Source organism: Micromonospora sp. WMMD1274, from assembly GCF_049179035.1.
In the GTDB taxonomy this organism is placed as follows: Bacteria; Actinomycetota; Actinomycetes; order Mycobacteriales; family Micromonosporaceae; genus Micromonospora; species Micromonospora tulbaghiae.
Genome location: NZ_JBMHMG010000001.1, coordinates 396059 through 418708 on the forward strand (window position 1 = coordinate 396059; position 22650 = coordinate 418708).

21 protein-coding genes and 1 riboswitch are annotated in these 22650 nt (G+C 67.0%); of the genes, 6 read left to right on the top strand and 15 right to left on the bottom strand.

Features of this window, described 5'->3' with window-relative positions; all coding sequences use genetic code 11:
- Positions 1-1135 precede the first annotated feature (1135 nt).
- Positions 1136-1972, top strand: a complete 837-nt coding sequence (locus tag ACN27D_RS01450) for a peptidoglycan-binding domain-containing protein (RefSeq protein ID WP_421498318.1) — start codon at positions 1136-1138, stop codon at positions 1970-1972.
- Positions 1973-2451: 479 nt separating this feature from the next.
- On the opposite strand, the gene pruA is transcribed toward ACN27D_RS01450, so the two are convergent.
- From pruA to ACN27D_RS01500, 10 genes are all read right to left on the bottom strand, one after another.
- Positions 2452-4077 (bottom strand): L-glutamate gamma-semialdehyde dehydrogenase, encoded by a 1626-nt coding sequence (gene pruA, locus ACN27D_RS01455; RefSeq protein WP_120569272.1) that lies wholly within the window; start codon positions 4075-4077, stop codon positions 2452-2454.
- 18 nt (positions 4078-4095) lie between these two features.
- Complete coding sequence (locus ACN27D_RS01460) at positions 4096-5025, bottom strand: proline dehydrogenase family protein (protein ID WP_120569271.1); 930 nt, start codon at positions 5023-5025, stop codon at positions 4096-4098.
- A 25-nt stretch (positions 5026-5050) separates the two neighbouring features.
- Entirely contained in the window at positions 5051-5986 is a 936-nt protein-coding gene (locus ACN27D_RS01465; RefSeq protein WP_421498319.1) for a carbon-nitrogen hydrolase family protein, read from the bottom strand.
- A 38-nt stretch (positions 5987-6024) separates the two neighbouring features.
- Positions 6025-7263 carry a metal-dependent hydrolase family protein gene (locus tag ACN27D_RS01470; RefSeq protein ID WP_162959063.1) on the bottom strand — a complete coding sequence of 413 codons (1239 nt, stop codon included), beginning with the start codon at positions 7261-7263 and terminating at the stop codon, positions 6025-6027.
- Positions 7264-7279: 16 nt separating this feature from the next.
- Entirely contained in the window at positions 7280-7957 is a 678-nt protein-coding gene (locus ACN27D_RS01475; RefSeq protein ID WP_244933291.1) for an ABC transporter ATP-binding protein, read from the bottom strand.
- A 4-nt stretch (positions 7958-7961) separates the two neighbouring features.
- Positions 7962-8765, bottom strand: a complete 804-nt coding sequence (locus tag ACN27D_RS01480) for an ABC transporter ATP-binding protein (RefSeq protein ID WP_162959062.1) — start codon at positions 8763-8765, stop codon at positions 7962-7964.
- Positions 8762-9709, bottom strand: coding sequence for a branched-chain amino acid ABC transporter permease (locus ACN27D_RS01485; RefSeq protein ID WP_358177778.1), 948 nt, complete (start codon positions 9707-9709; stop codon positions 8762-8764). Before ACN27D_RS01485 ends, ACN27D_RS01480 begins: the two co-directional genes overlap by 4 nt.
- 77 nt (positions 9710-9786) lie before the next feature.
- Entirely contained in the window at positions 9787-10662 is an 876-nt protein-coding gene (locus tag ACN27D_RS01490) for a branched-chain amino acid ABC transporter permease (protein ID WP_120569265.1), read from the bottom strand.
- Between the two features lie 59 nt (positions 10663-10721).
- Positions 10722-11933 carry an ABC transporter substrate-binding protein gene (locus ACN27D_RS01495; protein ID WP_120569264.1) on the bottom strand — a complete coding sequence of 404 codons (1212 nt, stop codon included), beginning with the start codon at positions 11931-11933 and terminating at the stop codon, positions 10722-10724.
- A gap of 25 nt (positions 11934-11958) precedes the next feature.
- Entirely contained in the window at positions 11959-12441 is a 483-nt protein-coding gene (locus ACN27D_RS01500) for a hypothetical protein (protein WP_421498320.1), read from the bottom strand.
- Positions 12442-12581: 140 nt separating this feature from the next.
- On the opposite strand from ACN27D_RS01500, the gene ACN27D_RS01505 reads away from it, so the two are divergent.
- Positions 12582-13172: a TetR/AcrR family transcriptional regulator gene (locus ACN27D_RS01505; RefSeq protein WP_120569262.1), complete on the top strand. Its 591-nt coding sequence runs from the start codon at positions 12582-12584 to the stop codon at positions 13170-13172.
- Between the two features lie 121 nt (positions 13173-13293).
- Here ACN27D_RS01505 and ACN27D_RS01510 read toward each other — a convergent pair whose 3' ends face one another.
- Positions 13294-13782, bottom strand: coding sequence for a MerR family transcriptional regulator (locus tag ACN27D_RS01510; RefSeq protein ID WP_120569261.1), 489 nt, complete (start codon positions 13780-13782; stop codon positions 13294-13296).
- On the opposite strand from ACN27D_RS01510, the gene ACN27D_RS01515 reads away from it, so the two are divergent.
- Positions 13732-14520 (top strand): MBL fold metallo-hydrolase, encoded by a 789-nt coding sequence (locus tag ACN27D_RS01515; RefSeq protein ID WP_421498321.1) that lies wholly within the window; start codon positions 13732-13734, stop codon positions 14518-14520. The two genes, ACN27D_RS01510 and ACN27D_RS01515, sit on opposite strands and share 51 nt — an antisense overlap.
- Here the strand turns inward: ACN27D_RS01515 and ACN27D_RS01520 are convergent.
- A complete protein-coding gene (locus ACN27D_RS01520) occupies positions 14515-15360 on the bottom strand; it encodes a hypothetical protein (RefSeq protein ID WP_421501087.1) in 846 nt (281 codons plus the stop codon). The genes ACN27D_RS01515 and ACN27D_RS01520 overlap by 6 nt on opposite strands.
- 166 nt (positions 15361-15526) lie before the next feature.
- On the opposite strand from ACN27D_RS01520, the gene ACN27D_RS01525 reads away from it, so the two are divergent.
- Complete coding sequence (locus tag ACN27D_RS01525) at positions 15527-15592, top strand: hypothetical protein (RefSeq protein WP_244933449.1); 66 nt, start codon at positions 15527-15529, stop codon at positions 15590-15592.
- Positions 15593-16113: 521 nt separating this feature from the next.
- A riboswitch (cobalamin riboswitch) is annotated at positions 16114-16333 on the bottom strand.
- Positions 16334-16868: 535 nt separating this feature from the next.
- Here the strand turns inward: ACN27D_RS01525 and ACN27D_RS01530 are convergent.
- From ACN27D_RS01530 to ACN27D_RS01540, 3 genes are all read right to left on the bottom strand, one after another.
- The gene (locus tag ACN27D_RS01530) at positions 16869-17129 is read right to left on the bottom strand and encodes a superoxide dismutase (RefSeq protein ID WP_120569260.1); all 261 of its coding nucleotides are present in this window, start codon (positions 17127-17129) and stop codon (positions 16869-16871) included.
- Complete coding sequence (locus tag ACN27D_RS01535) at positions 17126-17749, bottom strand: superoxide dismutase (RefSeq protein ID WP_120569259.1); 624 nt, start codon at positions 17747-17749, stop codon at positions 17126-17128. The genes ACN27D_RS01530 and ACN27D_RS01535 overlap by 4 nt, the downstream gene beginning before the upstream one ends.
- Positions 17750-18247: 498 nt before the next feature.
- A complete protein-coding gene (locus ACN27D_RS01540) occupies positions 18248-18886 on the bottom strand; it encodes a hypothetical protein (protein ID WP_162959058.1) in 639 nt (212 codons plus the stop codon).
- A 1105-nt stretch (positions 18887-19991) separates the two neighbouring features.
- Here ACN27D_RS01540 and ACN27D_RS01545 point away from each other — a divergent pair.
- A complete protein-coding gene (locus ACN27D_RS01545; RefSeq protein ID WP_421498322.1) occupies positions 19992-20876 on the top strand; it encodes a cytochrome c oxidase assembly protein in 885 nt (294 codons plus the stop codon).
- A 232-nt stretch (positions 20877-21108) separates the two neighbouring features.
- Positions 21109-22572 carry a PepSY-associated TM helix domain-containing protein gene (locus ACN27D_RS01550; protein ID WP_421498323.1) on the top strand — a complete coding sequence of 488 codons (1464 nt, stop codon included), beginning with the start codon at positions 21109-21111 and terminating at the stop codon, positions 22570-22572.
- Positions 22573-22650 lie beyond the last annotated feature (78 nt).

Sequence of the window (22650 nt, forward strand, 5' to 3'; positions counted from 1 at the left end):
CGAGACGTCCTTCAGGCGGAACAGGAACTGGAACCCGGCGGTCCGCTTGCCACAGGAGCCCGGTCCGCCAGTTAAGGCGGCGCCAGCCGACACCATTAAATCGCACGCACTGACTGCAGCACTTGATCACCTCTGTACCTTCCACCGATCGACCAGAGCCGGCAGCTCCCGCCGCGGGCAGTCGTAGAAGTTTCGCATTTCGCCGAGGTGGCGGCCAGCCGGACTATCCTCCCCAGATCGCCGCGCCCCCGGCTCAGCCGCCTCTCGCATCACCTTGACCAGGTCGTTCTGCTCCGACATCAGGGACGCCAGGCGCCTTCGCGAAAGCGGAAGTGTTCTCGGCGACTGCCGGGGGCGGGCACCTTTTCGATCAATCCGACGGAGGTTAGCGACTTCAATGCGGCGAGGCGCTGCCAAGATCCTTGGGCCTAAAACGATGCTGGCGGATCCGCCAGCATCCGCTGTCCTGCTCGGCATGGCCCGATAGACCGTGGGGGCGCCGGGATGATGGGCGATGTCGGCAGGCAGAGGAAGGGAACCGTACACGCAGTCACACCGCAGCACCGATGGTCACCGCTGCGTCGTTTGGCGCGGTATCGCCGCTCTTTGGATAGCGGGAAGTAACCGGGCAGCCATGCCTCCAGGCGCAGGGAAGCTTCGGGCGCTCACTGACCTCCCGCCGGACCGATCGGGCTGGACGACCATCAGTCTTGCCAAGTCGGCGCGAATCTAAGATCACACTCGCCTATGCCGCCATCGAATTATCCGGTTATGCGAAGGTCCAGTACCGTCGACGAAGCGCGCTGCGGGCGGCTCCCCGAAGGGCCGCCCGCGATCAGGCGCGCAGCGCGACGCCGGCTGGACAGACTTGGTCGCCGACGTACCGAGGTGTGACGAGACGGCGCCCGGGTCCGTCTCCAGCTCTGCATCGGATGAGCCAGACCGGTAACCGGTGAGGGCAACTGGCACGCGGGTGACCTGCCGGAGACCCTGAGCAGGCCGCCGTGAAGATCGACCGATGGGCCGCCACCGCCGTGCCGAACGGCCACTGATCCGCTGCTGATGCCCTTGAAGCGTGGAACTTGACCAGCCGGTTCGTGCAGCAGACCTAGCAGACGAGCAATAAGGAGACGCTGTGACAACTGCACCTCCCAACCTCCTTGCGGTCCGCAAGCTGTTGCTGGCCCACCTCGACGTCGACAAGACCCGGGCTCGCGCCGACGACCTGGAATCGGCAGAGGTCGGCATCGTAGGCGACCCCGCCCACCGAGGCGGCTACCACTGCGGCTCAGATCGGGTCATCACTAACGACTACTCCGTCGTGGAGTCGTCTCGGGACCGCACAGGGCTGACCCGCTACGCGTCTGCGCTCGACGTTGGACAGTTCAAGGTCCGCTCTGGCGGCGCGACCCACAACCTGCGCACCTTCTCTACCTGGATTGTCACGCAATGCGCCGCGAACACGGCCGACACCCGCGATATCCGGGAAGTCATCTACTCCCCCGACGGACGCACAGTCCGCCGCTGGGACCGGCTAGGCAAGCGCAGCAGCGGCGACAACAGCCACGTGTTCCACACCCACTTCAGCTTCTTTCGCGACGCGATCAAGGCCGGCCGCGACCAGACTCGACTATTCCGCCGCTACCTCACCGAGATCAGGCTCATCGAAGGGAGCATTCAGATGTTCTGCAAACACGGCGACCGAGGCGAGAACGTCCGCGCTCTTCAGTACGCCCTCCACAACATCGGCTTCCCGCCGGGCACGATCGACGGCGCCTACGGCGATGCTACCGCCGCGGCTCTGAAGCAGGCCGAAGCATCCATCGGCGTGACCTCAGACGGCATGACCTACGACGCCGATTCCTACACCCGCGTCCAAGCCCTCTTCGTCAAACGGTTCTCCGGACAAAACGCACAGCAGGACGCCAATCCCACCCTTATCACCACCCCGCCAACCCAACCTCGCCGATAGCCATCCGCACCCTGGAAGACGTCCAGAGAGCGCGGCCGGGCCAGGTCACTAGCTTGCGCGGCGCGCGCTTGCCGTCATTACTCATCGGACCGCGTGACCCGCGTCAACTTCGAAAGCGGGTGTGAACTGCGCCCTATCCGCGACCGCGCGCGACACCCGGGTTCCGCTGGCGGTCGCGGGCGATCGGAAACGCCCTCGCCAACAGGCGGGGGCGTTTCCCTTCCAGGGCTGGTGACGGCGAGTAGCGGTAGTGTTAGCCCGGGCCGAAAACATTGTCGGTGGCCGGGCCCATGCCGTCCGCCGTCGTCCTCATGCGCCGGTACGAACGGCGCGCGGCTGATTACCGCCGCGCCCGAGCGTGGTCGACCGCCAGTCTGGGGCATCGCCCAGATCGGGCACGGCATCCGTGCCGGGCATCACAAGGGGGTCTCGTCAAGTCGGAGCGTCAATCGCTCGAGCCGATGTGGCTGGCGCGCTTGTCAGCCCATGTGCGGGTATCGATAGTCTTTTGCAGGCACAAACGTCTCCTTGATCGAGCGCACGCTGGTCCAGCGCAGAAGATTCTGAGGGGACCCCGCCTTATCGTTTGTTCCGCTAGCTCGCCCGCCTCCGAACGGCTGCTGGCCGACCACGGCTCCGGTGGGCTTGTCGTTGATGTAGAAATTCCCAGCAGCGAACTCGAGTGCCTGTGTGGTCCGCGCGATGGCAGTTCGATCCTGCGCGATGATCGCGCCGGTAAGCGCATACTGACTTGCAGAATTGATGTGGTCGAGTAGGCCGTCATACGTGTCGTCCTCGTACACGTGTACCGCCAGGATCGGTCCGAAATACTCTGTGGTGAAGATGTCGTCGGTCGGGTCGGCGCATTCGATGACGGTGGGCCGGACGAACCAGCCATGGCTGTCATCGCAGGAGCCACCCGCGATGATCTCAGTCGATTCGGTGACTCGTGCCCGCTCGATCGCCTTCTGCTGCCGGGCGAAGGCGGGCCCATCGATGACTGCGCCCATGAAGTTGGATAGGTCGGTGACGTCGCCCATTGTGAGCGAGTCCACCTCGGAGGCAAAGTCGGTTCGCATCCGCGTCCACAGCGAGCGCGGGACGTACGCCCGCGAGGCGGCCGAGCACTTCTGCCCCTGGTACTCGAAAGCTCCGCGGATTAGCGCGGTCCGGAGCACGTCCGGGTCCGCAGAGGGGTGGGCCACGACGAAGTCTTTGCCGCCGGTCTCACCGACAAGGCGCGGATAGCTGCGATAGGTGTCGATCCGCTCCCCCACTCGCCGCCACAGCCGCTGAAAAGTACCGGTGGAGCCGGTGAAGTGGATGCCGGCGAGATCCGGGTCGGTGAGCGCCACATCGGTGACGGCAAGACCGTTCCCGGTCACCATGTTGATGACGCCGGGCGGCAGACCTGCCGCCTCCAGCAGGCGCATCGTCCACCATGCGCTGAGCTGCTGCGTGGGAGACGGCTTCCACACCACAGTGTTGCCCATTAACGCGGGCGCAGTCGGCAGGTTGGCGGCGATCGCGGTGAAGTTGAACGGAGTGATGGCATAGACAAAGCCCTCGAGGGAGCGGTATCCGGCGCGGTTCCATACGCCGGGCGCTGAGGCGGGCTGCTCAGCGAGGACCTGTCGGGCGAAGTGCACGTTGAAGCGCCAGAAGTCGATCAGTTCACATGCTGAGTCGATCTCCGCTTGAAACGCCGTCTTCGACTGTCCCAGCATCGTGGCGGCATTCAGGGTTTCCCGCCACGGCCCGGCGAGCATATCCGCGGCCTTGAGGAATACCGCGGCGCGGTCCTCGAACGACAGGCGGCGCCACTGTGGAGCCGCTGCCTTCGCGGCGGCTACGGCCGCCCTCGCGTCATCGTGACTGGCGTTGCCGAGAGTGCCAAGAATATGGCGTCGATGGTGCGGCTGCACTACGTCGAACCGATCACCGGAGCCCATCCGGCGACGTCCGCCGATGGTCATGTCGAGTTCCCAGCGGTCGCCGGCAAATTGGGTCAGCCTCTCGGCGAGGCGGGCCCACTCGGGACTGTGCGGAGCGTAGGACAGATTATGTTCGTTTACCGGTGCCGGGGTGCTGGCGATGGCGTCCATGGGGCGCTCTCCTGGTGGTCAGTTGCGGCTGGTGAGGGCGCGGAGGAAGAACAGTAGGTTCGCCGGACGCTCGGCGAGACGCCGCATCAGATATCCGTACCACTCTTCGCCGTAGGGCACGTACACACGAACCTGGTGGCCCTGGTCGGCGAGCCGCTGCTGCTCCCTCGGTCTGACGCCGAAGAGCATCTGGATCTCGTATCCCCTAGTCCCGCTGGCCCTGCTTGCACCGAGTTGGATACCGGCGGTGATGAGGTCGGGGTCGTGCGTCGCAAGCATCGGGTGCCCGGGTCCGGCCATGAGGATTTCCGCGCAGCGCAGGTACGCCTGGGTCACCTCGGCTCGGGATTGGTAGGCGACGCTTGCCGGCTCCCGGTAGGCACCTTTGCACAGCCGAACCCGTGAACCCGGGGTTGCGAGGTCACGGCAGTCCCCCTCGGTGCGGCGTAGGTACGCTTGGACAACGGCTCCGGTCTGCGGGAAGTCGCGCCTGAGCTGCGCGATGATCCCGAGCGTGGAGTCGGTGGTGGTGTGGTCTTCCATGTCGACGGTGACCGTTGTCCCGGCCATTTGCGCGGCGTCGCAGATCCGTGCCGCGTTGTCTAGGGCTACGGCCTCGCCGTCGACGGGCAACGCCTGTCCCAGTGCGGAAAGTTTGATAGAAACCTCCGTCTGGTCGGTGAGCCCGGCTGCGGCGAGGGAATCGAGGAGTCGCACATACTGGCCGGCAACGCGGACGGCGTGGGTCCGGTCGGTGGTGTCCTCGCCCAGGTAGTCGAGGGTGGCCATGCAGCCAGCAGCTCGGATTCTTCTGGATATGCGCACCGCCGCCGGGATGTCCTCTCCGGCGACAAAGCGCTCGACCAGCGACCTGGCCATCGGTGTGGCTTCGATCGCGCGTCGTGCCCGACGGTTGGCCGCGGTCTTCAGGATGGCCTGGCGGAGCAACAGGCGTGCCCTTCCGTGAGGAGTGTCAGTTGACTGAGCCGGGCGGGACAGCCGCCGGGCGGTCTGTGGGGGCGTAGAGGTCGGTCGAGACGATCGGGCCGTAGAGGTCTGGGCGCCGGTCCTGAAGAAGATTCAGGCCGAAGAAGCCCTCGGTGCGGCTGCTGAGCGTCGCGGCGTCGAGGTCGGCGGTGTGCGTGACGACGCCCTCTTCGTCGGTCAGCATCGCCACGACCTTGCCGAACGGGTCAACGATCTGGCTGTGGCCCCAGTAGTCGAGGCCTGCGCTATACGCGCCCTTCTCGCAGTGGTTGGACACGACAAGCCACATCTGGTTGAAGAACGCGTTCGCCTGCGCGCAGAGGTCCATCGCAAATCCGTGATAATCGTCGGCCGGATCGTGTCCCTTCATCGGCCAAGCAGTGGACATGAGCGCCAGTGTCGCGCCCTGGAGCGCGAAGACCCGCAGCAGTTCCGGGAAGGCCAAGTCGTAGCAGATCAGGCTAGCGGCGCGGCCGAACGGCAGGTCGAACACCGGGGTGGATTGGCCGGCGTTGAGGTAGGGAAACTCGAACGTGTTGTGGGTCTTGCGGTAGACGCCGACGACGCCGTCGGGGCCGATGAGCGCGGTGGAGTTGAGGATCACGTTGCCGTGTGCGGCACGCTCAGCGAGACCGAGCTGGATGAACATGCCGTGCTCGGCGGCCTTGACTCGAAGGGCTTCGGTGGCGGGTCCGGGCACTGGTTCCGACTCGCGGAAGTAGTATTGCTTTTGCGCGGCGGCGCCCTTATCGCCGAGGCCGAACGCGAAGTCTGCGTAGCCCTGCAACCCGATTTCCGGCAGCACCAGCACGTCGACGCCCTTCGCGGCCGCCTCGTCGATCATCTCCAGGAACTTCGCCAGGTTGCGCGCCTTATCGTGCTCGATTTGCACGTTCGCCGCGGCCAGGGTCACGGGGGCCATGTGTTCCTCCTCTGTTGTGGTGGACTGATGATCTGTTGTCACGTGAGCTCGTACTTGACGAGGTCGCCGGCCTTGATGACCACGGGTACGGCGGTGGGCGCGGCGAACACGGCGATGTTCTCCCAGGGGTGGCCGTCGACGATGATCAGGTCGGCGAGCTTGCCGGTCTCGATGGTGCCGAGTCGGTCAGCCAGGCCGAAGAGCTCCGCATTGACGCGGGTCGTCGCAATCAGGACTTCCGCCGCCGGCATAATCTCCGCCTTCAGCGACAACTCCCGGTGCTTGTGCTCGAACATCGGGCCGAGCAGGTCCGATCCGCTGGCGATGCGAACTCCGCTGCGGTAGGCGTACTCCAGGGAACGGAGACCTTGCTCGTGTGCCATCCGGATCTTTTCCAGCGGCTCGGGTGCGACGCCGTGCTCGGCGCCTTGGCGATGCAGCAGCTCGTAGGTGGATAACGTGGGCACGAGGTAGGTTCCCTCTGCGGCCAGCAGCTCGGCGGTCTTCTCATCCATGAGGTTGCCGTGCTCAATCGATCGGACGCCGGCCTTCACACAGTTGCGGATCGCCGCGGAGGAATAGGCGTGCGCGAGGACGTACTTGCCGGCCGCAGTGGCGGTCTCCACCGCCATTCGTAGTTCCTCCGGGCTGTACTGGATCGTGTCGAGTTCGTCAGCTGGCGACATCGCGCCACCGCTGGCCATGACCTTGATCTGGTCGGCGCCAGTGCGGATGTTCTCTCGAACAGCCTTGCGGATCTCCTCGGGCCCGTCCGCTACGACGGCGCTCATGCCCACCTGCGAGCAGCATTCGACGGCTTTGCCGCGTTCAGTAGGGCGCCGCCAGTCGGCGTGGCCGCCGGTCATCGACAGCGCCGCGTTCGACACCAGCAGGCGGGGACCGAGGATGTCGCCTTGGTTAACGGCCTGACGGAAGCCCGCGTCGCAACCACCCGCGTCACGCACGGTGGTGTACCCCTGCAGAAGGGTGCGGGTCAGGACGCGGCCCATCTTCAGTGCCGCATGGCTGGTCTGGTAGTTGCGGTGCTGCTCGAGGATGTTCACGTCGATAGCGCCGATGTGCACGTGCGCGTCCATCAAGCCAGGCATTAGCGTCCGGCCTCCGCAGTCGATCACCTGGTCAGCTTTTCGCGGTACCTTCCCGCCGACGCCTACCTCCACGATGACTTCGCCGTCGACCACGACGGTTGCGCCCTCGACCGGTTCGGCGCCGGTGGCGTCGAACACCGTGGCATTGGTCAGTGCGATGGTGCTCAAGGAAAACCTCCGTCTTTCAGTGATGAACGCCAAACGCGTCGGCGACGAGCTGGTCGACATGCGCTTTGCTGTCGGTGTCGACGATCCGGTCGACGGCACCGACGCGCAGCAGCACGAGTTCGTCGGCAACGCCCGCAGCGCGGGTGACGCTCTGCTCCACAAGGAGCACTCCCATGCCGCGCGAACACAGCTCGGCGATATAGCCGTAAATCTCTTCGATCACGACCGGCGCCAGGCCGAGGCCGGGCTCATCGAGCAGCAGGTACTTCGGATCACGCAGCAGTGCCCGGCCGAGGGCGACCATCTGCTGCTGACCACCTGAGAGCAGGGACACCCTCTGGTATAGACGGTCACGTAACATCGGAAATAGATCCAGCACATCGTCGATCCGGGACCGCTGTACGCGGCTCGCGCCGACGGTTAGGTTCTCCAGCACGGTCAGCTGGGACAGCAGGCCACGTCCCTCGTGCACGATCGCGATCCGGTGATCGGCAACTCGCCGGTGCGTAGGCGTGTCGGATATGTCGACACCGTCGACCTGTACTGCTCCCTCAGTACGGACCGCTCCTAGGATCGCCCGCAGCGTGGTGGTCTTGCCCGCACCGTTGGTTCCCACCAGCGCCACGGTCTCGCCCGGTGCGACGGTTAGGTCGACCCCGAACAGCGCCTGGGTACGCCCGTACCAGGCCTTCATGGAATCAAGCGTCAACACCGGCAGCCCTCCCGAAGTACGCGAGTTGCACCCGTCGGTCACTGAACACTTCTTCCGCAGCGCCGCCGCATAGGAAGGCGCCCGAGGCGAGGGCGATGACATAGGAGCAGAGGTTCCTGACCAGGTCCACGTCGTGCTCGACGACCACCATGGTCGACGGGTGGTTGTCATGGACCCGGGTGAGCACTGCGGCCAGCTCTTGTCGTCCTTCCTGGTCGAGGCCGGCGGCCGGCTCGTCCAGCAGGATCACCGACGGCGAGGAAACGAGGACTCTGGCGACCTCGACCAAGCGGCGGCTGGCGAACGGCAGCTCGTCTACCCGGCGGTGTGCGTGCCGACGGAGACCCAGCAGGTCCAGCACCTCGGCCGCCGCGGTGACGGCCCGGCGGTGGGCGCGCCACTGCGCGGGCAGCGCGAAAAACTGGGTAAGCGCACTGGGTTGTGCGAGCCGCTCGGTGCCGATCAGCACGTTGTCCCACACGGACTCGCGTTCCAGCAGTCGCACGGTCTGGAACCCGCGGACGACACCGGCGAGCGCCCGGCGGCGAACCCCGAACGCAGTGATGTCGCGGTCGCCGACGTGCACGCGTCCTTCGGCGATGGGGGTGTACCCGCTGATGGCGTTGAGCAGGGTGGTCTTGCCCGCCCCGTTCGGGCCGATCAGGCCGCTGATCGCGCCGGCCGGCAGGGTCACCGTGATGTCGCGTAGCGCGTGGAAGGCGCCGTAGCGGACCGTCAGGCCTTCGGTTCGGACGGCCGGTGGGGTGAGGGTGTTGGCGGACGCGCTCATCTGACTCCCTCCTGTGGGTCGCGGACGCCTTTGAAACGCCGCCAGGCGCCGCGCCCCAACCCGACGATCCCGTCGGGCACAGCAAGTGCCACGATCGCCAGCAGGGCGCCACCGACGATCGGGTAGAGGTTGGGCTGGCCGGCAAGCGTGAACAGCTCGGGCACCAACACGATGTATGCCGCGCCGAGCCATGCTCCGATGACCGTCCCTGCTCCCCCGATCACCACGGCGACGAAGAGGTACACCGATGCGAACAGGTCGAAGTCGGGCGGCGAAATAAACCCGGTGATCGCGGCGTACAGCCAGCCTGCGACGCCGGCGTACACCGCGCTGATCAGGAATGCGGTGATCTTGGTGCGGGCCACTGCCACGCCGACCGACTCCGCGGCCAGCTCGGTGTCGCGGACGGCGAGCATCCGGCGACCCAGCTGCGTGCGGCCGAGGTGCGCGGCTAGAGCGGTCGCGACCACTGCCGGAACCAGAGCGATCAGGTAGGCGTGCAACGGCTGGCTGGAGTCCAGCCGCCCGATGACCAGCGGGTCGACTGACACGCCCTGGGTGCCACCGGTGAGGTCGGCGGTGTTGCGGATCCACCAGGCGAGTAGTTCGCCGAACGCGAGCGTCACAAGCGCCAGCCGCAGGCCGGACAGTCGCAGCGTGGGCACAGCGACTACCAGCGCGGTAATCAGCGACACCGCGGCCACGGCGGAGAGCTGGACTATCGGGCCATGGCCGAACGACCCGACCAGGTAGGTGGTATAGGCGCCCACGCCCATGAAAGAGGCGTGCGCCAGCGACATCTGTCCGGTACGCCCGTACAGGACGTCTAGACCCATCGTGGCGATCGCGAACGCCAGGACCTGCGCCGCCATGAAGACCCAGTAGTCGTCGAACAGCAGTGGCGGCACTGCGGCGATCGCAATGAAGGCGACCACGCGGGTCATCAGGCGACGCGATTGCCACCCTTCGCGCCCGTGAGGGCTTTTTGCCTCGCCCCGGGGCCGTTTCAAGATGGCGCTTGTCATGCCCGCACCTCATTCCGCTCGTTGACGAACCGCTTCGGTACCAGCGCCAGGACAAGGATGATCAGCAGGAAGACAGCTGGTGTGCCCGCGCTCGCACCGAGCCAGAAGACGGTGAGCGACTCGTACACGCCGATCGTCACGGCGACCGCCAGCGGTAGCCAAAACCGGTCGAGGCCGCCGATCATCCCGGCGATGAACGCCTTGATCAGGAACGGCGTCATATAGAATGCGTCGACCGACAGCCGGCTGGCGACCAGTACTGCGACAATCGCTCCCAGCGCGCCCGCCACCGCCCAGGTGGCGGTCCGTAGAGCCCGGACGTTCACACCGGCGGATTGCGCGATGTCGGCGTCCTCTGCGCTGGCGCGCAGCGAGGTACCGAGGCTGGTCCGGTTGAGCAATAGGTTTGCCACCGCGATGATTGCGATGGTTAGGCCCACCACGATGCCGTCGTTGACACTGAATACGACGCCTGCGATCTGGGTGCGGGTGTCCGCGCCGAGCGACACGAAGGTGTGCGCGTTGGCGTCGATCAGCTGTTGCATGACGGCCGTGATGAGAAGGAAGACGCCGAGCGTGACAACGAGGTCCAGTCCTGGTCGCCCTGGCGGGATCCGGCGGATGGCGATGTAGTCGATGGCGCTGTTGACAGCTACCGCGAGAACGACGCCCACCGACAGCGCCACCGGCACCGGCAGCCCTTGCTCCGCGTAGAGGAACCACGCGCTGAAGGAGGCGATCATGCCGACCTGCCCGTAGGCAAAGTTGATGCTCTTGCTGACCTGGAAGACGATCAGCACGCCCAGCAGGAACAACGCGTAGAGGCTGCCGGTCGTGATTCCGCCGACGAGGATCTGACCGAGGTCACCCATCTGGACTCCTGGTCTCGTACGGGCTGAGGGCGGGGCGGGGCGGCCCCGCCCTCAACCGATCAGTTCTGCAAGGACTGCGTCTCTTCGAGGACGACCAGCTCGTTGCCCTTGATCTGGCCGATCCCGACCGCGTCGACGCCCGCGCGGTCGCCCTCGCCCCAGCTAACCGGCGGCAGGATGCCGGTCTCGAACTTGTCGAACGACTCCAGCGCCTTGATCACACAGCCACGGGACAGGCTCTCGGCACGCTTCAGCGCCTCGGCGGTGAGCTGCGCTTGCACCCAGCCCAACTCGTTGAACTTGCTCGGCGCCTTGCCGGCCTGCATGGTGAAGTCGGCGACGAACTTTTTCACCTGGGCGTTGTCGCTCGTCAGAGATGCGGTCTCCAGCGCCACCAGCATGTTCTGTGACAGCGCCCCGAACTCCTTGATGTAGGAGTCGTCGCTCATGCCGGCCCAGGCTGCCGTCTTCGGGGAGTACCCGATGCGGGACATGGCCTGGAGCAGACCGCCGGTGTCGGCGTTCGTGAGGATGAGGAACACGTACTCGGCGTTGGACTGCTTGAGCTGGGTGGCGATGGGGGTGAAATCGGTGGTGCCCGGCGTCTCGGGTACGTAGAGCAGTTCGACACCCTTGCCCTTGAGCGCCTTGTCCATGCCAGCCTTGGCGTTGTCCCCGACGTTGCCGGAGACACCAACCAGGGCCATCTTCTTCGGCGTGCCCTGCTGCAGTACGTAGTTGGTCAGGATTTCGAATTCCTGGATGTAGTCCACCGTCGCCATGAAGATGTGCGGGTTCTTATCGCCGCCCAACTCGTCACTCGGGGCGTACGGCGCAATGGCCGGAACCTTCTTACGTTCGAGATACGGAACGGCGCCGAGGAAGTTCGGCGTGCCCTCGCCCCCGGAGACGACGAGGATCTCCTCTTTTTCGACCAGCTGGCGCATCTGCTTTTGGGCGGTCGAGGGGTCGTATGCGTCGTCCAGGATGATCGGTTTGATCTTCCGGCCCTGGACCCCGCCCTCGGCGTTGAGCTTGGCGTAATATGCCTCCTGCCCCTCCTTGGTGCCGATGCCTCCGGCAGCACCGGAACCGGAGAGCGGCATGGTGGCACCCACCCGGATCTCCTTGTCCGTGACACCTGGACCGACTCCCTTCGGGTCGCATTCGCTCGCCGACGAGCTCGACCCACCGGTCGCATTGCCGCAGCCGGCGAACAGCATGCTGGCGCTCGCCAGCGTGGCGGCCACCATCGCCCTTTTCAACCGCATGTCTACTCCCTTGTGCTCAGCTTGCTCATGGGCACACGTCAGCTGTTCCCGGCTGATCGGTGATCTCTAAGGAAAGGACCCGCCAGGAGATGGACAGAGCCACGTCTACAGCGGACTGGGTGCTGTGAATGGCGACGCCAGCGGAGTCGGAGGACAGCAGCTGGTACTCCCCGGCGCCTGCGGCGAACTGCAGGGTGCCCCCTGGCACAGCGATCTGCGCCCAGGGCCGGACTTCGTGGTCTACGGCTGGAGTCCAGTGAAGGCCAACGGAGTAGCCCGCCAGGAGGGGCAGAATCCCCACATGCACGTCCCAGAAGGATCTTCCCGCGAAGCCCACCGCAGCCCAGTACCAGCTCGCCCCTGCGGCTCGTAGCGCAACAGCCGCGAAGGATGGGTCGCCAATGAGATTCGGGCCCCACACCGCCCGCGCGCCAGCGCTGTCCGCGAGGATCGCCCGCACGCCGTCGTAGACGGCGCGCAGGCCACCTCCTGCTTCGCTATCGGACACGAGTCTCCCACCCCCTGCCGACCGACCAGTCGGTCCGTGTGGCAGGGGACGCTACCGGACCGACCAGTCGGTCCGGTAGAGTGAGATCGAAACGTAACCCGCCTTTTTTCGGCCGGGCTAAGGCACGAAAGGGACGACGCATGCGAACGAGGAACGAAGACACGCGGGCGCGCATCCTCACCGCCAGCGCCGACCTATTCGCCCGCCAGGGCTACCACGGCACCGGCTTGTCCGAGTTACTCGATGCGGTCGGTTTGCAAAAAGGGGGCTTCTACCACCACATTGCCAGCAAGGAGCAACTGCTGCTGGAGATCATGCTCGATCCGATCGACCGCGTTCTCGCCAGCAGCGGGCACGTCCTCGGTGCGGCCACCGACGCCACCCGCAAGCTGCAACAGCTCGGCAGCGACCTTGGCCAGGCGATGGCAGCCGACCTGGCCGCCTGGACCGTCTTCCTGCGTGAGTACAGCGCGCTCGGCGAAGACGGCAAGACTCAGGTCCTTCAACGCCGGCAGCAATACCTCAACCGCTGGCGGCGCGTTCTGGAGGAGGGGATGGCCAACGGTGAATTCCGCAAGCTCAACCTCGCCTTCGTCGAGTCGATCTTGGGCCTGTTCATCTACACGTTTGTCTGGGCCCGAGCCTCCGCGCCGCCCGAGGAACTCACCGCCTCGATTATGGAGGTGCTGATGCGCGGCGTATGCGAGTCCGTACCCCTGGAGCACATGTAAATCGAAACCCGCAAGGCCGTGCCAGCCTCCCTAGTCGCCACCGCCGCCCCGACCGATGGCTGCTCGAGGCCGAGCCAAGGCGACCAGCGAGAAGGGCGCAGGCGACGCGGGGCACTGGTGGTTAGGACACTGATGACACGAAGTCTTGACAAGCTGGACACTCCCGAACTACGGGGTGGGAGCATTCCAGGACGTGATCGAGGAAGTTCACGATCCGTTCGAGATGCACACGTTGCCGGTTGATCGCATCGCGCTGCTGAGCCACAAGGTGCTTACGCTCGCGCCGTTGGCCGTTCAGCAGTCGCGCGATCGCGCTGAGCGGCATGCCGGCGTGCTGGCACTTGATCGCAATGGAGAGCGCATCCAGCAGACCCTGGTCGTACCGTCGGGCTCCGCTGGCGGTGCGGTACGGAGTGATCACCCCGATGGCCTCCCAGTGTCTGAGCAGGTGTGCGGAGACGCCGAGACGTTCCGCCGCCTCGCCGATTCTCAGTAGCTTGATGCACATGTGCCTATAGTCGTTGACTTCGTGTCGGCACGAACTTCTACTGTCCACCGAGTGCGAATTCACGAGCTCAACTGCGGCACCCTGAACGTTCCGGGCGGGCATGCCATCTTCGGGGTACCCCACTTCGTCTGCAGATGCCTCCTGATCGAGCTAGACGGCCAGCTCATCGCCGTCGACACCGGCATTGGATGCGCGGACATCGACTTCCCTCAACGTCGCCTAGGCGAAGACTGGATCGCGCAGGTCGAGCCAGCTCTCGATCGCGACGAGACGCTCAAGGCCCGGGTCATCTCGCTGGGCCGGGATCCACGGGATGTCTCGGACGTGATCTTGACTCATCATCACCGCGATCACGTTGGCGGCCTGGCTGACTTTCCGTTGGCCCGTGTTCATGCCACGACCGAATGTCGTTTGGCTGTGGAGAAGGGCGACGGACGTGTCATGTCTGTGTCTGCGCAGTGGGCGCACGATGTAACGTGGGCCTCCCCACCCGCTCCGGCGCCTCATTGGCGGGGGCAGTTCTCCTGGACATTGGAGGGCCTCCCGGCATCGATCCGTCTGGTCGCGCTGGCGGGCCACTCTCCGGGACACGCCGGCGTACTAGTCGACGAGGCAACCCAGGGGCAGAGTCTCCTGCACGTCGGCGATGCGGTCTATCACCACGCGCAGCTCACCTGCACCGCGCCGCCTGCAGTGGAGGCATTCGCCGCCTCGATACAACACGACCAAGCCGCCAGACTTCACACGCAGCGACTGCTGGCCAAGCTTGCAGTAGATGAGTCGGTACGCCTGGTCAGCTCGCATGACCCCAACCCTGTCAGCCAGCCCAGCCGCTCATGAACCTCCCGGCACCGGCGGAGGCCAGCGCTGACGGCAACGGCCGCGGCCCAAAGGCGGGGCAGCAGAGGTGGGTGTCGGGAAGGTCCGTGGGCCTACCCGGCACCCGATAGGCCGACTACTCAGCAGGCCGACCCGCTGGATCCCCGACCCGGGCCGAGATACCGAGCATATGCGCCGGTGGTGAAGAAGGCTGGCAGATCCTCCCCTAGCGCGGTGTCCTCGACGATTCGCGCGGCCTGCCCCGGCGCGCTCGCGGCCGTCGGAGTCGCGGTCGACCTTCCGGCGGGCCAGTTCCTCAGCGAGGATGGACCGGACCAGCTCGTCAGTCACGGTGCCGTCGTTGGCCAGGGGCGTGGCGTGGTCAAGCCACTGCCAGATCTGGCAGCGGGCGATCTCGGCGGTGGCGGCGTCCTCCACGACGTTCCCCAGCGCCACCGCGCCGGCGCCCAAGCCAGGCGTCGACGTAGCCCCGCGCGACGGCGATGTTGGACCGCAGTCCAGCGGTGGCGACGATGACGTCGTCGCGGAGCCGGTCGAGCTCGTCCGGCGGTCGCCCAGCAGTACGTGGAACTCCTCCCGGCAGGTGGCGACCAGGCCCGGATGGGCGACCCCCGAACCGTCGAATCCGTCGCCGGCCTTTCGCCGCTTGTCCGCCCGCACCCCGGTCGACGGCTGTCTCATTGACCTTGGGATTCCAGCTGGGGATGAACACACGGCCATCCCGCCGATCGCATGCGCGCCACGCCGGTGAGGGGTGCTGACCAGCATTCGGTGCATGCGCGCATGAACGGTGCGGTCATGGTGACCTCGGAGCGATCTAGCAGGACGAAGTCCGGCCATCGCTCGAATTTCTTCTGACGGCGGCCGGCGACGCCGGTAGAACTCGACCTGCTCGGCTACCACTTCGCCATGGGAGGGGGGACGGGATGCCACCGGCTCAGCGCCCTACAGCGCCCGCGCGCGAGGGATACAGTTCTTCTTCATCCGGGTCGACCGCGTCGACAACATGTGCAAGCGCCAGTTCGCCACCGGCTTTACCTTCTCCCACACCGGCGGAACCTGCCCGCTGTAGAACGTCTGCAAGGCGTTCAGCTCGCTCGGCCCAGTCATCACCCAGGTCGCCGCGATGCCCGACAGCCGCGCCACTTGTGGATCGCCCGCACATCACCCGCCACCACGGCGGCTATAACCAGCCCGGCAAGGTCTACGCGGTCGGCCCGGGTGGCGAGGCCCGGCCCGCCAACCGTTTGGTCTACTCCGCCGGGATGGATCTGCACGCGGCGGAAGGCGCCACGCCAAATCGGCCTGGGCTGTGTGACTTGCTAACGGAAGACCTGCCCGCAACGGGCCGCCGCAGCGATCAGCCGCAGGCTCGACGTGGACGAGAATCGCAGCACCTTCATCCCGTACCCCTCAAGGGCTGGACCGGGCTCCGCCGGGCGGAACGGCGCGGCGTTCCGCCCGGCGGCTTAACGTCCGCGCAGCTCAGCCGCAGCGGCGGCCAGTTGCTGGAGGGACGCCTCGACCTCCGGATAGCCGCGCATCTTAAGGCCGACCCGGCCCTCCCGAGCGGCTGTCGGCGGCGCACGCCGGATGGTGTGCGCGGTGCGGGCAGGTCTTCGGACTGGCGGGTACGACCGGATTCGCCCGGTCTCCTCCTGGCCGTCGCTTCCCAGACCTCACGGTCCAGTGCTTCGTTGACGGCGGTCGCTCCCACTCACTGCTGCCGCGGCAGTCCCGGACTCGCACCGGGTTCCCTCTCACGTCGCCACGCCCTTGACAGGCACGGCGAACCAGCGCCGCTGTCCATCCTCTGGGGTGCTGAGCCGACGTGCCGGTGTGTCCGTCCTGCGGGCGGCGAGCCGTCGCCGCAGCGAGGCGTACCGTGCGGCGAGAGGGTGACGCAGGGGCCCGAGCGGTGGCTTGAGCGACGAGTTTGCGGCAGGCACCAGTCCGCCTCGCGCGGATCGAGGCGATCCACGCCGAGCAGAACTACATCGGCTACGCGTGTGAGCGTCTCACCGCTGCCCTAGATGATGACGGCCAGTGCCCAGACGTTGAAAGACCTTCATCGAGCGTGACACTGCCGCTGACACCGAACTTGGCACGCGATGGCCGCGGTCGAAGACGTTCGAGAACTTGAGGCAGCCCCGGGCCTTGCCAGCGATTGGGCGGGTTTGAATGGCCTTCTCGCTGATACCACGAAGAAGGCGATATCGCCGCTTCCTCGATGGCCGCGGACGCTGGGGCCGCTGGCGTTGCCTCGTCGGGTCCAAGTCGTCGGTGACGACTTGGAGGATGCGCCGCGAGGGTGGACGGGCGCGGCCACCGGGTCGCCAGACCCGTCGTCAGTCAGGCGGGGGCGGCGATGTGGTGGCCACGAGGAGGGTGAGTTCTCGCATCAATTCGTCTGGGGACTGGCCCGTCTGCGCGCGGACCAACCCCAGGGCGAGATCGGCGAGCAGGTAGAAGCCGAGGGTCCGGGCCTGTTCGGTCTCGAACGAAGCCAGGAGGGTCTCCGCGCCGGCGAAGTCACCGCGACGGCGGGCGGCGATGACACCACCGGCGCGTTGAACGAGGTCGGCCGCTACCGAGACGGGACCTGTCACGTCGATGAGGGCTTCGTCGTTTGCGCGCGGGCGGCGTCGAAACGGGCGGTGACGTCGGTCCAGTCGACCAGGTTCCACAGCCGGTCGACATAGTCCGGGCGCACGTTGCGGTACTGCAGGTAGTATGCGTGCTCCCAGGCGTCGAAGACCAGCAGTGGCGTAGAACCCTGACCGACGTTGCCGTGGTGATCGTAGACCTGCTCCACAATCAGCCGCCGCCCCAGCGGCTCCCAGGCCAGCACACCCCACCCGGAGCCCTGCACGCTCTTCGTGGCCGCCGACAGCTGCCCGGCGAAGCCGTCGAACGAACCGAAGTGCTCCTCGATCGCCGCGGCCAGCTCGCTCTCAGGGCGGTCGCCCCCGTTCGGGGACAGGTTGTTCCAGAAAATCGAGTGCAGCACGTGTCCGGACAGGTTGAACGCGAACGTCTTCTCCAACCCCACCAACGCCCCGAAGTCGCCCTTGTCGCGGGCCTCGGCGAGCTGCTCAAGGACATCGTTGGCGCCCTTGACGTAAGCGGCGTGGTGCTTGCTGTGATGCAGCTCCAAGATCTCGCCGGACATCGCCGGTTCGAGAGCGCCATAGTCGTACGGCATGTCGGGCAGCGAGTAGACGCTCACCAGCAACTCCTCACAGGATCGACGTCGGCGGCTTGTGGGGCAGTCACCCGGGCGAAAGGTGCGGATCATCGCATGCCCGGGCGCCCGCCTCCTGATGCCAGTATTCGGTAGTTACCAGAACTTTGCAACAAGGTCGTCGTGCGGCCAGGTTCCGGGGAAGGACGCGCTCCACCGTGCGTCGAGGTGGCCGAGCCGCGGCTAGCCACGTACTGCCCGGCTGGCTCCCGGTCACTGCTGTCGCCCGCCAGCCGGCATCGGCGCGCACGTGGCAGCTCGGCATCGCCCGGCGCATGGCCTTCGTCGCCGCTGATTGCTCGGGCCTGCGCCGATGTATACGGCTGCCCGCTCGTAACGACCCGCTCCCAGCAGCCCAGGCCACAAGATCTGGCGTCCGCTGCCAGGTCGGTCGACGGCGTCTCAAGAGGTGAGGCCGCCAGTTGGCTGGCGCTGACCTGCGCGCTGGCTACAGGCGGTGGGAACCGGCCGGGCCCCTCCCCGCTACCGCACCGCCCAACGCGGCGGCACCGGCTCGCTTTTGGCTGCGTACTCCACCGCCACCGGCCGCTCTGTCGCCGGAACCGGATAGGTAATCCACCCGCGGACACACCGGCCCGGTGTCAACACTCTGGCCCTCCACGGATACTCCGGCTTCAGGAACGACTCATAACCAGTCTTCGACGGTTCGATCTGACCGGTGTCGGCGTACACCAGCACCCACGATGCATTGCTGACGCTGACCTGCCCCCCGGCGTAGTCGTCGTTGACGCACACCTTGATGTCGGCAGCCGCCCACTCGAATCCCAGCCGCCCGCCAGGGCGCGGCGCGGACCGCGCGACAGGCTGCTTGTATGCGTAAACAGTGGCGGTGACAACCTCGTCGGGGGACACATGGCTCTTCCCAAGCGGGAGCAGCCCTTCGGGACTGCTACTGGCACTGGATGTCGAGGCCGGCGTCACTGAGGGGCTGACTCCTGAGCTGGTCGGCGGCGCCTCCGGCTGGCCGCGAGATGCGATGAAGAAAGAGACGGCAGCGGCCACAAAGGCAGCAATGATCACGGCTAGGCCGAGGGTGGGCGACCGCCAGAAGGGGGCAGGCTTGCCCTCTGCCGCTGGTTGGCGCTGATCCGGTGTGGTCATGAATGCCCCCGCGCGGCGAGTTGCAGATAGTGGTCGGGCAGACACGCTACTGCCGGGTCCGCTGCCGTGCGCCCTCCTCGCGGCATTCGATATAGCGATAGGACGAGGGTCAGATCCTTGCCTGGGCCCGCCGGCCGCCCCCGGATCGCCCTCTCCACCGACCGCTGGCGCAACGCCGCTGGCAGCTACACCTACCAGCTGCGACTCATGGGTGTGGACCAGTTCCCGCCCGTCCCCCGGCCGACGATCCGGCAAGCCGAGCAGACCACGCTGAGCGAGCGCGTGAGGTTTCAGCGGATCAACATGTGTCGTTGTGTGCCATGCTTCCCTCATGGAGCGCTATGTCCACCCTGACGACACCGACGACCCGACACCTCCGACGCCTGCCCGACGGGAGCCACTGCACCAACGGCTTGCGCGCTGGCTGTCGTCACTCATGGCTGATCGCGGACCCGCAAGACAATCACCGAACCTCATCCGCCATTCGGACGGAACCAGCGGCGCCGTTGTCTGTGGCAGTGGTGACGGCGGTGGTGATGGCGGTGGTGACGCCGGCGGGGGCGGGCAGTAGAAAGATCATTCAGGAGAGGCGCAACGCTCGTGGCGCGTCGAACGGCCCGGTTGGCAGGGTGTCGGACGCCCGGGTGACATCCCGGGCAGCACCGACCAACGCGAGGCGGCCGTGACGCTCGCACCGGCCAGTACGTCAGCTGCTGCTGACCCACCTCAAGGTCGACAAGGATCGGTCCCGTGCTGGCAACTTGGAGCCGGTGTAGTAGGTCGACATCGCGGGAGCCCCGCCTACCGGGGCGGCTACCACTGCAGCTGCGACCGGGTCATCATGAACGACTACTCCGTGGTTCGAATCGTCCCGGGACCGGGCTGGCCTGAGCGGCTACGCCTCCGCCCTCGACGTCGGGCAGTTCGAGGTACGCTCTGGTCACGGACGCTGCCCGCGCTGCGGGCGGGCCGGCCGCGCGCGTTCGCCCGGCTGGCGGCAGGTGAAGTGGTCCTGTTCGCGGCGACCGTCGGGCTGGCCGTGGCGTAGTCGCGCAGCCCCACGCCGGTCGCCACGGGTCCGATCGACGCCGATCCGGGGACCGAGATGCTCGGCTTCCCGATGCCCGCCGCGCCCAGCGCTGGGAACCTGCTGGGCCAGCCGCTGCCGGACATGTTTGTGTTGGCTGTCGTTGCCTTCAGCGGTGCCGGATACCTGGCCGGTTTGCGCCGGGTGCGCAGGAGCGGCAGACCTGGCTGCTCGTCCGCGCCGCTAGTTGGCTCGCTGGCCTGGTCGTGCTCGCCGGGACCACCGGTCTTGGGGGTGGCCTGCTACGCGCACGTGCTGTTCAGCATGCACATGGCGCTGGCCACGCTGGTACCGACTCTCCTCGTCCGTGGGGCTCCGATCACGCTCGCCCTGCGCGCGCTACGCCGCCCTATCGACCCGCAGGTGCAGGGTGCGCGGGATTGGCTGCTGCCCGCCCTGCACAGCCGACCGGCGAAGCTGTTCACTTACCCGATCGTGGCGCTAAGCATCTACTCCGGCAACGTGTTCAGCCTCTACTTCGGCGACCTGCTCGGTGCGCTGACGTGCTCGCACCTGGGCCATCTGGCCATGCTCGGCGACGCGTCGTCTCCGGTCATCTGCTGTTCTGGGTGCTCATCGGCGTCGGCCCCGGCCCCCCGGGTTCCGCATCCCATCATGGTGATCATCCATCTGGTCGCGATGATGGCGCACGGCGTCTTCGGCCTTGTGCTCATGCAGACCACAAACGTCATCGCCCCCCGACTGGCATCTCGCCGTCCCTCCTGCATGGGCGCCTCCTTGTTGGATGGCCAGAAACGAGGGGCAGGCATCGCCCGGGCGTTCGGCGAGATCCCCGCCACCGCCGTCATGATCATCCGTGTTCGGCAGTGGATCCGCGCCGGCCAGCGCGAGGCGGCTCGGCGCGACCGTGCGCCGACCGCGCCGCGCCGAGGCCGATGGTGAGGAGGACGACCTCACCCGCTACGACGTCTTCCTCACCGCTGCCAGCCCGCACCGGGGCGTAAACCGTCCGGGCACCGCTAGACAGCGACCTCGAAGAGGTATGGGGGCAGCCGGGAACTTCCTGACGGTCCTGACCGACTACTCGACCGGGAGACGGCAACCGGGCAGCCCAGGGCTCGACGGGCACGAGCCACCCCGAACCAGAAACCTCCATTTCCGATCGGAGTAGTCGATGTCCGTCACCGACCTGTCCGGCGATCCCGCGCCGGATGCCCCCGCCGCTACGCAGACCGCTCGTCCCAGCCGCGAGCCCACGCCCTTCGCCGCGCTGCTGACCCGGCTGCACTTCTACGCCGGCATCCTGGTCGCCCCGTTTCTGCTGGTCGCCGCCCTGACCGGCCTGGCCTACACGATCACCCCGCAGCTGGATCAGGTCCTCTACGGCGACCAGTTGGCCGTGGCCGCCGTCGGCGGCCAGCCGAAGACCCTCGCCCACCAGGTCACCGCCGCCCGCGCCGCGCACCCCGACGGCACCATCGCCTCCGTGGCGCCCGGCGCCGGCGACCGGACCACCCGGGTGGTGTTCTCGATGCAGGAACTCGGCGAGAAGCAGCACACCGTCTACGTCGACCCGTACACCGGCGAGGTCACCGGGCAGCTCACCACCTGGTTCGGCTCCACCCCGGCCACCACCTGGCTCGACGACCTGCACCGCAACCTGCACCTCGGTGAGGTCGGCCGGCACTACTCCGAAATCGCCGCGAGTTGGCTGTGGCTGCTCGTTCTCGGCGGCGTGATCCTGTGGTGGCGCCGCCGCAACGCCACCCGCGCCCGGACGGCACACCTGCTCGTGCCGGACCTGAGCGCCCGCAAGGGAGTCCGCCGCACGCGGGGCTGGCACGCCACCACCGGCGTCTGGCTCGCGGTCGGCCTGCTGTTCCTCTCCGTCACCGGCCTGACCTGGTCCCGGTACGCCGGCGCGAATTTCGGCGCCGGCCTGGACCTCCTGCGCGCCGGCACTCCGCAACTCTCCACCACCCTCGACGGCGTGCCCCCGCCCGCGAGCGACGGCGGGCACCAGCACGGTGACGCGGCACCCGGCACGGCGGACAATCCGGCGTCCTACGACACCGTGCTGACCTCCGCGCGCAGCGCCGGACTCACGGGGCCGACGGAGATCAGCCCCGCCGCGGAGTCCGGCCTGGCATGGACCGTCGCCCAGGTCGACAACACCTGGCCGGTCGCGAGGGACCGGATCGCCGTCGACCCCACCACCGGCGCGGTCACCGCCCGCAGCGACTTCGCCGACTGGCCACTGCTCGCACAGCTCAGCAGCCTCGGCATTCAAGCCCACATGGGAATCCTGTTCGGGCCGATCAACCAGATCCTGCTCGCCGCACTCGCTCTCGGCCTGCTCTGCGTCGTCGTCTGGGGCTACCGCATGTGGTGGCAACGCCGCCCCACCCGCGCCGACCGCCGCGCACCGCTCGGCGCACCGCCCGCCCGAGGTGGGGTCCGAGGGCTTCCGTGGTGGGCGCTGCTGCTCGGCGTACCGGTCACCGTGGCACTCGGCTGGGCACTGCCCTGGTTCGGCGTCACCCTGCTCGGCTTCCTCCTCGTCGACATCGCCCTCGGCTTGCTCGCCCGCCGGCGCCGCCGGCCCGTACACGTCTCACCCGCCCCGGCCGGTAGCTGACCCGGCAACTGTCCGGCGCCGTCATGACGGAGTGGCAGGAAGCTGCTCACCTACAGTCCACCGCTACGCCGACTCTAA